Annotated in this window: 14 protein-coding genes; 1 reads left to right on the forward strand and 13 read right to left on the reverse strand. The window is 45.8% G+C overall.

Annotation, left to right across the window (positions count from 1 at the left end; all coding sequences use genetic code 11):
* Window positions 1-64: 64 nt before the first annotated feature.
* The 8 genes from ATL39_RS08575 to ATL39_RS08610 form a co-directional block, all read right to left on the reverse strand.
* Window positions 65-907 (reverse strand): STAS domain-containing protein, encoded by an 843-nt coding sequence (locus ATL39_RS08575; RefSeq protein ID WP_120192932.1) that lies wholly within the window; start codon window positions 905-907, stop codon window positions 65-67.
* 146 nt (window positions 908-1,053) lie between these two features.
* Window positions 1,054-2,268 (reverse strand): S1C family serine protease, encoded by a 1,215-nt coding sequence (locus ATL39_RS08580; RefSeq protein ID WP_120192933.1) that lies wholly within the window; start codon window positions 2,266-2,268, stop codon window positions 1,054-1,056.
* A gap of 20 nt (window positions 2,269-2,288) precedes the next feature.
* Window positions 2,289-2,921 carry a GTP pyrophosphokinase gene (locus ATL39_RS08585; protein WP_120192934.1) on the reverse strand — a complete coding sequence of 211 codons (633 nt, stop codon included), beginning with the start codon at window positions 2,919-2,921 and terminating at the stop codon, window positions 2,289-2,291.
* Between the two features lie 3 nt (window positions 2,922-2,924).
* Complete coding sequence (locus ATL39_RS08590) at window positions 2,925-3,812, reverse strand: foldase protein PrsA (protein ID WP_120192935.1); 888 nt, start codon at window positions 3,810-3,812, stop codon at window positions 2,925-2,927.
* 145 nt (window positions 3,813-3,957) lie between these two features.
* Window positions 3,958-5,355, reverse strand: a complete 1,398-nt coding sequence (locus ATL39_RS08595; protein ID WP_120192936.1) for a sensor histidine kinase — start codon at window positions 5,353-5,355, stop codon at window positions 3,958-3,960.
* On the reverse strand, window positions 5,345-6,052 hold the full coding sequence (locus tag ATL39_RS08600; RefSeq protein WP_120192937.1) for a response regulator transcription factor: 708 nt from the start codon (window positions 6,050-6,052) through the stop codon (window positions 5,345-5,347). Before ATL39_RS08600 ends, ATL39_RS08595 begins: the two co-directional genes overlap by 11 nt.
* Window positions 6,053-6,177: 125 nt before the next feature.
* A complete protein-coding gene (locus tag ATL39_RS08605; protein ID WP_120192938.1) occupies window positions 6,178-7,008 on the reverse strand; it encodes a 1,4-dihydroxy-6-naphtoate synthase in 831 nt (276 codons plus the stop codon).
* Window positions 7,005-7,679: a futalosine hydrolase gene (locus ATL39_RS08610; RefSeq protein WP_245960959.1), complete on the reverse strand. Its 675-nt coding sequence runs from the start codon at window positions 7,677-7,679 to the stop codon at window positions 7,005-7,007. Before ATL39_RS08610 ends, ATL39_RS08605 begins: the two co-directional genes overlap by 4 nt.
* 268 nt (window positions 7,680-7,947) lie before the next feature.
* Between ATL39_RS08610 and ATL39_RS08615 the strand changes: the two genes are divergently transcribed.
* Window positions 7,948-8,232, forward strand: coding sequence for a hypothetical protein (locus tag ATL39_RS08615; protein ID WP_120192940.1), 285 nt, complete (start codon window positions 7,948-7,950; stop codon window positions 8,230-8,232).
* A 36-nt stretch (window positions 8,233-8,268) separates the two neighbouring features.
* Here the strand turns inward: ATL39_RS08615 and ATL39_RS08620 are convergent, their stop codons facing one another.
* The 5 genes from ATL39_RS08620 to ATL39_RS08640 all read right to left on the reverse strand — a co-directional run bounded on the left by ATL39_RS08620 (window position 8,269) and on the right by ATL39_RS08640 (window position 11,367).
* Window positions 8,269-9,606 carry an SNIPE associated domain-containing protein gene (locus ATL39_RS08620; protein ID WP_120192941.1) on the reverse strand — a complete coding sequence of 446 codons (1,338 nt, stop codon included), beginning with the start codon at window positions 9,604-9,606 and terminating at the stop codon, window positions 8,269-8,271.
* 131 nt (window positions 9,607-9,737) lie between these two features.
* Window positions 9,738-10,157, reverse strand: a complete 420-nt coding sequence (locus tag ATL39_RS08625; protein WP_120192942.1) for a VOC family protein — start codon at window positions 10,155-10,157, stop codon at window positions 9,738-9,740.
* 103 nt (window positions 10,158-10,260) lie between these two features.
* On the reverse strand, window positions 10,261-10,623 hold the full coding sequence (locus tag ATL39_RS08630; RefSeq protein WP_120192943.1) for a Na+/H+ antiporter subunit G: 363 nt from the start codon (window positions 10,621-10,623) through the stop codon (window positions 10,261-10,263).
* Window positions 10,601-10,885 carry a Na(+)/H(+) antiporter subunit F1 gene (locus tag ATL39_RS08635; protein WP_120192944.1) on the reverse strand — a complete coding sequence of 95 codons (285 nt, stop codon included), beginning with the start codon at window positions 10,883-10,885 and terminating at the stop codon, window positions 10,601-10,603. Before ATL39_RS08635 ends, ATL39_RS08630 begins: the two co-directional genes overlap by 23 nt.
* Entirely contained in the window at window positions 10,885-11,367 is a 483-nt protein-coding gene (locus ATL39_RS08640) for a Na+/H+ antiporter subunit E (RefSeq protein ID WP_120192945.1), read from the reverse strand. Before ATL39_RS08640 ends, ATL39_RS08635 begins: the two co-directional genes overlap by 1 nt.
* Window positions 11,368-11,374: the final 7 nt, after the last annotated feature.

The following is an 11,374-nucleotide window of genomic DNA, read 5'->3' on the forward strand; positions in this document are numbered from 1 at the left end:
AAGGCTGTGTCCAGGGACACAGCCTTTTTAGCTTGTACACAAATCACTTCTTACCAGCTATTTACTAGAACAGGGCATCATTTAAATTAGTGACTATCCGGACCTCTTTAAAGGAAATCCCCAAATTGATGGATTTCCGGGCTATTTCCGGGCGCATGCCGGAAAGAATGGTTTCAATTCCGAGCAGTTTTAAGGCATGGGATAAATCCATCACTTTCTGCGCAACAAACCGGTCTATGCTGAGTACACCGGACAGGTCAATAAATAAATGCTCAATCTCTTTCTGCCTGCATTCTTCCAATGTTTTTTCTGCAATAATTTCACTTCTTGCGGCATCAATATTGCCGATGAGCGGCAGGAGGGCCTGATGCTTTTTCAGAACGATAACCGGAGAGCTGAGTTCGTTAATAACTTCTTCCTGCTCCTGCAGTTGTTTTTCTGTTTTCTGTATAGCTTCGCGCATAAACATCTGGATCGTAAAATCAAAAGCTTTTGTCACTTTTTCATTCCAGGCGAGAAGCTCTTCCTGGGAAATCTCCCCGTGATAGCTTTGGACAAAGGATTTGATGTATCCGAGAATCATGTCCCGATAGCGGGAAAATTCTTTTTGCAGCGTCACAAGAGGCGTATTAACATACTCCTCTTCTTTTACGGTATCAGCGAACTTCTGTTCAAACTGCTGATAGAATTCCCCTTCTTCCATATTGAATATCTCAACGAACTGCTGAATAAATGTCGTATTCATTTCTTTTAGCTTTTTGGTTGTTTCCGGGTCGGTAGACGCATAAATAGAAGATGGATCGTTATCATCTATCGATTCATACCATTCCTCGCTCAGCCGGCTCGAGTGGGATAGTAAATAATCGTGCAGAAGCTGATCATAGTTAGTTGCTGCTTTTTCCTTCACCTGTACCTACCTCGCATTACTTTTTCTGTTACGTAACCTTTATTGTACTAGCTTACCATATATCACAAGTGTTACATAAGGGCTGGAAGTAATGTCTTCGAATAAAAAAGACAAATGACATTCTCTGTCATCCGTCCTTTCTCTTATTAAAGCTGTTCTCCTCTATCCAGTGTAAGCGTGAGCTGTTCTTCTTTTCCATCTCTAATGATTGTTACGTTGATGTTATCTCCAATAGTTTTATTCGTATACACGTACTGGCGGAGCTCAGACATACTGGTGATTTCTTCATCATCTACTCCCGTAATCACGTCAAGCTCTTCCATTCCGGCTGATTCTGCAGCAGAACCAGGCTCTACAGATTGGACGACCGCACCTGTTGTTCTGTCTTCCGGAAGATTAAGCTGCTGCTGGTACTGCTGGGGAAGAGAGGTTAAATCAAGCAGCGCTACGCCTAACGCAGGGCGTTCCACTTCTCCATTTGATTCAAGGTCGTTAATAATCGGCTGGGCACTGTTGATTGGAATAGCCAGCCCAATTCCTTCCGTCGCTTCCTGGGCTATTTTCATGGAATTAATGCCAATAACCTGGCCCTGGGAGTTGATCAGTGCTCCTCCACTGTTTCCGGGATTTATGGCAGCATCGGTCTGAATAACTTCTGACTGCCAGTCTGCTGTGCCGTCTTCGTTTACATCAATTGGAATAGAACGTTCTGTACCCGATATTACTCCTGTAGTGACCGACCCGGAGAACTGCTCTCCAAGCGGATTTCCGATGGCGATAACCGGCTCTCCGGACTTCAGTACGGAGGAATCACCGAATTCTGCAATGGTTTCAATACCTTTTCCATCTACTTTCAGTACAGCCAGGTCGGTCCAGACATCCTCGCCCAGTACTTCTGCTTCTTTCTTCGTTCCATCAGCTAACGTAATTTCTACCTGGTCGGCGCCTTCTACTACGTGATTATTCGTGACAACGTAGGCGTCTCCGCCATCCTTTTTATAAATAACCCCGGAGCCCGTTCCCGCTTCCTGCTCCGTCTCTTCCGAATTTCCCGCGCTTTCCTGGTATAATCCGTTTTGAGCGGCTGCCTGAAGATTGGTTACTCCCACAATGGCGTCACTCGTTTTATCCACCGCATCAGTCACATCTGAATTTACGTCATAGGAAACAGTCTCTGCTGAAGCCTGTCCGCTTGTCTGCGCGTCGGCTCCACTTCCGCTTTCATTAATCCCGCTGATCTGCGGGCCGGCGGCCATCATAATTACGGCGCCGGCAGCCAGACCGGAAAGACTTGATAAAAAGTATCCTCTTTTGGTTTTCTTTTCTGTACGGCCTTCTGTTTTTTCCTTATAGTATCCCATCCGTCATGCCTCCCTTTATTTTATATTCGAATTGATGGCAGATCGTGAAACATATTGATTTCTTTTTTGAGTGTATTCATCTTTTCATCGAGCTCATACAAGATCTGTGCGGATTCTTTCAGATTATTCTGCAGGTACTTCGGCACATCATGCCGGAACTTATAATACATTTTGTGTTCCAGGCTGGCCCACACATCCATTGCCATCGTCCGGATCTGCACCTCCACCTGGATCATTTCTGAAATTGTTGTTCGATTTACAGGAACTTCGATGATTAAATGAAGGCTCTGGTAGCCGTTTGGTTTAGGATTTTCGATGTAGTCTTTCTTCTGTGTCAGGCGGAGATCCGCCTGCTGCTCCAGAAGACGGCTGATATGGTAGACGTCATCTGTAAACGAGCAGATAATACGCAGTCCGGCAATGTCACGGATATATCTTTCCGCCAATTTTTCCGAAACCGAAAACCCCTTTCGCCTAAGCTTTTCTTCAATTGCCTGCTGTGATTTAATTCTCGATACAATATGGTCGATAGGATTGTGCTGGTGCATTACTTTAAATTCTTCGTTTAATATATTCAGACGTGTTTCCATTTCGCGCAGGGCGAACCGTCTTTTCATTAAGCAGATATCCCAGTTGGTTTCCTGTGTCTGCATCGTTTACTCCTGTTCATCCATTAATGAATTTTTTATATCATATTTTTCTTTTGTTTTTTCCAGCCAGGTCGTGTAATTCGCATCAAGCTTCTGGTTTTTCAGCGTTTCCTCAATTTCCGCTCTGCTGTCTTCAAGAGCTGCTTCCTCGGCTTCTTTTTTGTCGGTGACATTAATAATATGGAAGCCGAATTCCGTTTCTACCGGTTCGCTTATTTCTCCCGGCTCCATGTCAAAGGCAGCTTTTTCAAAGGCTTCTGCCATTTCTCCCGTACCGAAAAATCCAAGTTCTCCTCCATTTTCAGCTGAAGCTGTATCGGTGGAATATTCTTCCGCGATCTCTGCGAAGTTTTCTCCATTATCAAGTTTGGCTTTTATCTCTTCCGCCGTTTCTTTATCTTCTGTAAGAATGTGGCTTGCTTCTACCTGAGCCGGCTCACCAAGATCTTCTTTGTTTTCTTCATAATAGGTTTCAATTTCTTCATCTGATACAGAAATGTCTGCTTCCATCAGCTTTTCTACTTTAAGTGTTGTTTCCATCTGTTCTTCCAGGTCTTCCATCGTCAGACCACTCTGCGATATGGCTGACTCCAGGCCCTCTTCCCCTCCGTATGATTCTTCCAGTGTGGCTTTTTCTTCATCAATCTCTTTCTGTGTGACTTTTACTTCAGCCTTTTCCGCCTCGGCATTAACCACTTCTTCCGTTATCATCGTATCCAGTGCCGCTTCTCCGGAAGTCGCGGCCATTTCTTCGTACAGTTCATCTTTCGTAATCTTTTCATCTCCTACTTCGGCTACCGCATCGCTGCGGCTGAAGCCTGTAATTAAAAGCCCTATTACTGCAGCAGCAATTATCGCGCCAATAAAATATCTCTTTTTTCCTTTTTTAAACATCCCCAACGCCTCTTTCTCTCTGTCTTTTCTACCTTCTTTTACAGCATAACCGGGAGTTATGAATAAACTATGAACAGAGTATGAAGGAACAAAGAAACTTTTCATAAAAAAACAGCAGGAGATTTCTCCCCTGCCGGCTGCATGTCTATTTAGGAAAGCGCACAATAAAAATCGTTCCTTTTCCTTTTTCGCTTTTCACTTCAATTGTTCCTTCATGGAGTTCAACGAGGCGCTTTACAATAGAAAGTCCAAGTCCGAATTCCCCAAATGTCAGGTTGGCTCTGGAAATATCCGCTTTATAAAAACGGCGCCAGATTGTTTTTATTTTTTCCGGATCAATGCCTTCTCCTGTATCTTCCACTTCCAGTATCGTTTCCGCCTCTTCCTCCCGGGCTCTAAGCCATACGGTTCCTTTTTCTGTGAACTGAATGCTGTTTTTCGTTATATTCATTAAGATCTGGGTAAGTCTGTCGTAATCGGCGGATGCCGTAACGTGCGGTGCTGCTTCAATAATAATCCGATTTTGTTTTTCTTCTGCCTGGGGAATTAAATGCTCTTTAATGATTTCGAACACTTCTTCTATCTGTACCTGCTCCTTATGAAGCACCAGCTGATTTGAGCGGATCTTTTCATAATCGAGATTTTCATTAACCAGCCGGATCAGCCGCTTGGTTTCTTCATTAATCAAGCGCAGCCCTTTTTCCTTCTGCTCTTCCTCAATCATTCCGCTTTCAAGACCGCCGATCACCCCTTTGATTGTCGTAAGCGGCGTTCTCATTTCGTGGGAGACGTCAGCAATAAATTGGCGGCGCCGGTTCTCCAGACTTTCTATTTCAGCATTAGACCGCTTTAAATCCGCAGCCATTTCCTGAAAATCACTGGCAAGCTCTCCAATTTCGTCAAAGTCAGAAGATGGCACGTCGACGTCGTAGTTCCCCTCCGCAATGGAGGAGGTTGCGTTTCGCAGGCGCTGAATCCGGTTTACGTGAAACCTGGACAAAAGATAGCTGAAAAGCAGTGCACCTGCGAGCGCAATCAGCGCGGTATAAAGTAAATACTGATTGATCTGTCCAATGATTTCAGCCGAACTGCTGATAGGGGACACGAGCAGAACGCCGCCGGAGAAATCCCCATTTTCAAAAAAAGGCAGTACAACCAGTGACACAGTCTGGTCAAAGCGTCCGGCATCGCGGGTTTCCTCCACGAGTTCCCCGTTTTGAATCCGGGTCCATTCTTCATCCGTCAACTGCGGATTCGGAAAGCTGCCAGCTTCCGGATAAAGCACCCTGCCTTCGTTATCGAATACGCTGAAATTAATATTCTGCACACGCAGTACTTCACTATACGGAGCAAGCGATGTCGTACTGATACCGCTGTCCAGATCGTTTAAAATGTCTTCGCCATAAGCAGTCAACTCATCTACTTTATCCTGATAAACAAATTCTTCGACAAAATTAACAAACAGCAGCCCCAGAATCAAAAGCGCCAGAATCGATACCCCAAGGTGGCTGGCCAGCAGCTGATACATATACCTAATCTTCATGAGACAAAGCTTCCATTTCTTCAAATTTATAACCTACGCCCCAGACGGTGTGGAAAATGGTGTTTTCTTCGCTCTCTATTTTTTTGCGGAGTCTTTTAATGTGAACATCCACCGTACGCTCATCCCCATAAAACTGGTAGCCCCACACCTGTTCGAGCAGCTGTTCTCTCGTAAATACCTGCCTGGGATTTTTTATTAAAAAATGCAGAAGATCAAACTCTTTCGGCGTCAAATGAAGAACCGGTGTGTCTTTATAGAATACTTCTCTCGTCCGGTCGTTTATTTTAAAATAGCGTGATGTAGTAAGGTGGGCATCTTGCGTTTCTTCTACTCCGGCTCCGGTCCTTCTCGTGACCGCCCGTATACGGGCCATCAAAGCAAGCGGACTGAACGGTTTTGTAACGTAATCATCGGCCCCCATTTCAAAACCGATAACCTGCTCGGATTCACTGTCTTTGGCCGTAAGCATAATAATCGGCACCGTGCTTTTTTCCTCCCGGATCTTCCGGCAGAGCGTTACGCCGTCCATACCGGGAAGCATCCAGTCCAGTATAAGCAGGTCCCATGCCTCTTTTTTATACAGCTCGTATCCTTTCAGCCCATCTTCCGCAAAAGTTCCTGTGATTCCTTCTTTGGAAAAAAACATATCCAGCATGGAACGAACGCTTGCATTGTCTTCTACGACTAAAATCTTCATTTGAAGCACCATCCATTATCTGTATTTGTAAAGGTATAAGCATAATACCATAAGCGCGCCCGGAAAAATAAGCCGGAACGAAAAAAAGACAGCCGGTTTCAGCGGCTGTCCACGCATTCTCGCAGTTATTTTCTTAATTTTGATAAATCAAATGAAGGCACAATATTCTCTTCTGCCGCACGGCTTAAAAGAGATTCTACAGCAGCAAATCCATCTTCGCCAAGGTCGCGTGTAAATTCATTCACATATAAATCAATATGCGATTCTGCGACATCTACAGACATTTCCTGCGCATGCTCCATTACGTAATCCTTTGATGATTCCGGATGCTCCCACGCGTAATCAACCGAAGCCCGGACCCACTCCGTTATTTTTTCTGCATCAAGCGAGCGTTTCGCAATAATAGCACCGAGGGGGATAGGAAGACCCGTGTCTTTTTCCCACCAGTCTCCCAGATCCTCCATCATGTTCAGATCATAATTCTGATAAGTAAACCGCGCTTCGTGAATAACCAGTCCTGCATCTACCCGGCCTTCCTGTACAGCCGGCATAATATCGTCAAACGGCATTACTTTGATTACAGGCAGGCTCTCCGGCATCATCTGTTTAGCCCAGAAACGAAAAAGCATATACGCCGTGGAGCGTTCACTTGGCACCGCTACCGTTTTCCCGGCCAGGTCACCTGGATTTTTTTCTCCTGCTGTCAGAATCAGCGGACCGCAGCCGCGTCCGAGTGCACCTCCGCAGGGGATAAGCGCATAGTCATCTATTACATAGGGAAGAGCCGCAAATGAAATCTTCATCACTTCCGGGCCTTCTCCTTTTGCTGCCAGTGTATTTGTAATATCAATATCTGCGTACTGAACCTCCAGCTCAGGAGCTCCTTCAATTAAGCCATGCGCCAGAGCATGAAAAACAAATGTATCATTTGGGCATGGGGAATAAGCTATATTCATTCAATAAGCACCTCCGATAATATGAAACTTGCTGCTTCAAGTGTTTCAAGCGCCTCAGTGATGCGCCAGGCCGAACGGTCACGCGGACCTACCGTATTTGAAATAGCACGGATTTCCATTGAATCCACGCCGAACATTTCCGCGGCTGTAGCGGCGCCAAATCCTTCCATTGCTTCCGCTGCTGCTCCGGGGACCTGTCTGGCCAGCTTTTCCGCTGTTTGGGCTGTACCGGTTACGGTAGACAACGTAAGCACCGGTCCTATGTTAATAACAAGGTCAGATGACCGGAGCGCCCGTTTGACGATATCTATTTTTCCTTCGTCAACGATCACACGGTCCGGTCCCATGCCTATTTCCTCAATCGTCTGAAAGCCCGTTTCTGTCTCCGCTCCCAGATCGGCTGCAATAATTTCGTTGGCGATAACGAGGGATCCCACTTCCGCCTGCCCCTCAAATCCACCGCCAATGCCTGCGCTTACTACCAGATCGTAACGGGTGCGGGCCAAAGCGGAAGCAGTGGCTGCAGCGGCTGCGGCTGATCCTACTCCCGAGGTCACCACATCAAAGCTGCTCGAGGCATTAAGCCCTCTGAGAACAGCATCTTTTTCCGCTGCAACAGACGTGACGACAAGAATATGGTAATCTCTATCTTGATTTATAGGGAAATTCATCATTCTATCTCCTTTTCCATTCACACCATTCGTACGGTTGTATTTAGTGTAATGCATAGGCGAACAGATTGGCTAGTAGTACAGTCAGAATTAATTGGAAATACCCCGGCGTGTGTTTTCTTTAAAGCTGACATGATGCATCGGCTGATCGTTTTGATGTTCCGGCTGCATTTGAGCTGCTCTTTCACAAATGGTTACTATCAGGCCTTAAAAATGTGATACGATGAAAAAAACCTTTTTTATCAATGAACACGAAGGAGGGTAACGAATGAAAGCATCCTCAACTGTTACATTTGTCCGCCGCAAAGAACGCTACGCGGTTCTGCGGGGATTTCAGCTGCTGATTGATGAAAAGGAAACCGGACGTATTAAACGGAACCAAAGGCTGTCATTTACTGTAGAGCCGGGTGTACACCACCTTCAGGTGAAAAAAGAAGCCGGCGGCTCAGACGTATTCACCTGTGATCTGGCCCCCGGCGAAGAAGCTACCTTTCTTGTACTTGGAAATAAAGAAGAACCGCCCTCTCTGCAGCGATTGGATGAACCTATTTGAAAATAATAAGCAGGAACGGCCTGAAGCCGTTCCTGCTTATTTTGCTTTTTCCTTCAATAAAATATCTTTTTCACCGGTTGCTTCCAGCATTTCATAGCAGATATTCAACTCAGCTATTTTGGCATCCAGATAATCCATCGAAAGCTCCATACCAAAGGGCAGGGCAAGCATATTAATTTGGTCAAACGCTTTATGAATACGATTGGTAGCTGTTTCAAACTGGCCTTTCACCAAAGTCGTAATCGTCAGCTCGCACTCCTCATTAAAAGCGCGGAGCATCATTTTTTTCATATTGATGTGAGAAGCCGGGATTTCGTCCTCTTCCTCAGCGCCGGCAAAAGCACCTTCATGAACCATAACAGCACGGTCTTCCACGATCATATCGCGCTGCTGCTGTTTCCAGCTGTGGTAAAGAGTCCGGTATTCATCCGCTTCTTTAAAATCAAATGCCCGTTCAAACGCATGAACATCCTGAAGATTCACTTCTTCTTTCAGCTTCCGGTATCCCTCGGCGATGCTTGCTGTTTCGGCAAGCTCCATTACTTTCATTCCCAGCTGTTCATGCTCTTCTTCCAAATGGCGCTTGGATACCTGCAGTGATTCCAGCTGGTCTCCAAACGAATTCTGCTGATCCCAGAGCTTTGTCATTTCCTGGTTCTTGGACTCAATGGTTCTGTCCAGCGCCGCTGCTTCCCCGGCACGCTGGGCCATATCACGCTCATATAGCTTTTTCTTGTCGGCGAATTCATTTTCCATCTGGAAAATTTTCTCCTGGAAACGTTTATTCAGCTCTTCGTTCATCTCCTGATAGTGATGGGTAATCGTTAACCGCTTATTCTTCTGGACATTTGCTAAAATGATGGCCGCCACTCCGCTCAGAAAAAGAGTAGGAACGGCGAGAATACCTAAAACAGTAATAAACCATGTGGAATACCACCATTTATCATTATAGGTAAACGGCACATACGCAAACGGCACCTGCTGCGAAAACTCTTCTTTTTCTTCAGCGGTGGTTTCTTCCTCCATCTGTATCTGCTGCAGCTGGTTGGAAAGCTCGGCCGCTATATCGCCGGCTTTCGCATATTTAATGTCTCGAAGCGTAATGCTGTAGGCCCCGGCTTCAAATCCAACCTTCCGTTCTTCGAGCAGTCTGATATTTTTTATTTCTTTATAATCAAACGTAATAAACTCTTCCGGCTTGTACTTTTTATTTAAAAATACGGCCCGTTCATTTGTTATGATAAATGCGCCGGAAAACTCCTGAGGCCCTGAAAGCTCTGAGCGGCACCCTCCGTAACAACTGGCAACGAGACGTTCGTTTTCCCGTTTAATGTCTTCTGTAAAATTCGTTAGAAGCGTATCGTAGCTTCCCATGTGATCCCTCTTTTCAAAAAATACGTAACTATTTTCTAGCTTATCACAGTAGCCGGGCAATCGAAAGCCGGTTTCTTTTCCCTGCCGAACACAAAAAAGGCGCTGCCGGATCCGGCAGCACCATTACCGCTTCACCCTTCCGGATCAGCCGCACTTTCATCCATATACATAACCTCCCACAGGTGTCCGTCCAGATCTTCAAAGCTCGATCCGTACATAAACCCCTGCTCTGCCGGTTCCTGCGGAGAAGTCCCGCCGGCCCCGACGGCTTTACTGATAATTTCATCGACCTTCTCCCGACTGTCCACCTGCAGAGCCGTTATCGCCTCTATGCTCCGGGACGTATCGGTAATCTCCTTTTTTGTAAACGTCTGAAAAAACGGCTCTGTTAAAAGCATCGCAAAAATTGTTTCACTAATGATCATGCACGTCGCGTTTTCATCGGTGAACTGAGGGTTAAATTCAAATCCAACCGCCGAGAAAAAATCGATCGACTTCTGTAGATCTTTTACCGGAAGATTAACAAAAATACGTTCTGCCTGCATACTCATTTCTGCTCCCGCCTCTTCGTTTTATTTGATATATTATGTATTCTACGCCGGCAGGCCGATTCCTTTGCCTATTTAAAAACGTCGTCTGCCGCGCGCTGCACATCTACTCTTCTTTTTTTACAGAGAGTACTTCTTTGAGCTCATCGCTTACGCTCCGGTCAGACATAGGGACACCCGAGCGGTAAGCGGCACGGCACATGAGATGCCCTGCTACCGGAGCCGTTAAAAACACGAATAAAATACCCAAAATCAAACGGACGCTGAAAAAATTCTCAATACCGGCGAAAAAAATGAAAGTGCCAAGCAGGGTGCAAAGCACGCCTAATGTAGCACTTTTCGTACCGGCATGGGACCTGGTATATATATCAGGCAGCCGGAGAATACCAATGGCACTGAGCAGGGCAAGCGTGGTTCCAATAAGCAGAAGAAGCGCTACAATGGTTTCAATCACCGCGTCTGGACTCAATGATAATCCCCCTCTCAATGTACTTGGAAAAAGCGACAGTGCCGATAAAGGCAATGATTCCCATCAACAGTATAATTTCCAGATAGGCGCTCGTCCGAAACGTGACAGAGAGCACAGCAACCATGGCAATTAGATTAATACCAATGGCATCAAGCGCTATGACCCGGTCCGGCATAGAGGGACCGATAATAATACGGTACAGCCCGACGAGAATAGAAACAGATAAAAAGACTAGACTGACAGCCATCGCAATCGCAAACATCAGCGTGTCACCTCCATAATAGCTTGTTCGAACGAATTTTTAGTGGCAATTACTTTATTCTGCGATTCCGGTATGTCCATCGCATGGATATACAGCACATTTCCCTCAGCAGATACTTCCATGACCACCGAACCCGGCGTCAGCATCAGCAGCATCGCGAGAAAGGTAATTTCCCAGTCCGTGGAAAGTTCTGTTTCCAGTTTAAAAATGCCGGGCGTAATGTTCAGGCGCGGACGCAGAATCTGCCGGATCACAAGGATGCTTGAGGAGACGAGTTCTCTAATGAAAATAAACAGCAGCTTAGTTATGCTCCAGAGCTTCCACAAATAGAATTCCTTTGGAAAAAAACGGCGGAAAGAGAAAATAAGTACCAGCCCGATTACATAACCTGTCATTAACGTTGTTACATAAATACCTTCTTCGTCCTGAAAAGATGCCCACAGAACAGCGATTAAAATATTAAGCAGTATTTGCGCCGGCATGTTCTAT

Origin of the sequence: Sinobaca qinghaiensis, assembly GCF_003610495.1 — a bacterium.
Lineage (GTDB): Bacteria > Bacillota > Bacilli > Bacillales > Marinococcaceae > Sinobaca > Sinobaca qinghaiensis.

What these genes read in the sequence shown, in the direction of transcription:
- ATL39_RS08605 (WP_120192938.1), bottom strand. Translation starts at nt 7,008, where the DNA reads ATGAATATAGCTTATTCCCCATGCCCAAATGATACATTTGTTTTTCAT.
- ATL39_RS08620 (WP_120192941.1), bottom strand. Translation starts at nt 9,606, where the DNA reads ATGGGAAGCTACGATACGCTTCTAACGAATTTTACAGAAGACATTAAA.
- ATL39_RS08600 (WP_120192937.1), bottom strand. Translation starts at nt 6,052, where the DNA reads ATGAAGATTTTAGTCGTAGAAGACAATGCAAGCGTTCGTTCCATGCTG.
- ATL39_RS08625 (WP_120192942.1), bottom strand. Translation starts at nt 10,157, where the DNA reads ATGAGTATGCAGGCAGAACGTATTTTTGTTAATCTTCCGGTAAAAGAT.
- ATL39_RS08585 (WP_120192934.1), bottom strand. Translation starts at nt 2,921, where the DNA reads ATGCAGACACAGGAAACCAACTGGGATATCTGCTTAATGAAAAGACGG.
- ATL39_RS08615 (WP_120192940.1), top strand. Translation starts at nt 7,948, where the DNA reads ATGAAAGCATCCTCAACTGTTACATTTGTCCGCCGCAAAGAACGCTAC.
- ATL39_RS08590 (WP_120192935.1), bottom strand. Translation starts at nt 3,812, where the DNA reads ATGTTTAAAAAAGGAAAAAAGAGATATTTTATTGGCGCGATAATTGCT.
- ATL39_RS08610 (WP_245960959.1), bottom strand. Translation starts at nt 7,679, where the DNA reads ATGAATTTCCCTATAAATCAAGATAGAGATTACCATATTCTTGTCGTC.
- ATL39_RS08595 (WP_120192936.1), bottom strand. Translation starts at nt 5,355, where the DNA reads ATGAAGATTAGGTATATGTATCAGCTGCTGGCCAGCCACCTTGGGGTA.
- ATL39_RS08640 (WP_120192945.1), bottom strand. Translation starts at nt 11,367, where the DNA reads ATGCCGGCGCAAATACTGCTTAATATTTTAATCGCTGTTCTGTGGGCA.
- ATL39_RS08635 (WP_120192944.1), bottom strand. Translation starts at nt 10,885, where the DNA reads ATGTTTGCGATTGCGATGGCTGTCAGTCTAGTCTTTTTATCTGTTTCT.
- ATL39_RS08580 (WP_120192933.1), bottom strand. Translation starts at nt 2,268, where the DNA reads ATGGGATACTATAAGGAAAAAACAGAAGGCCGTACAGAAAAGAAAACC.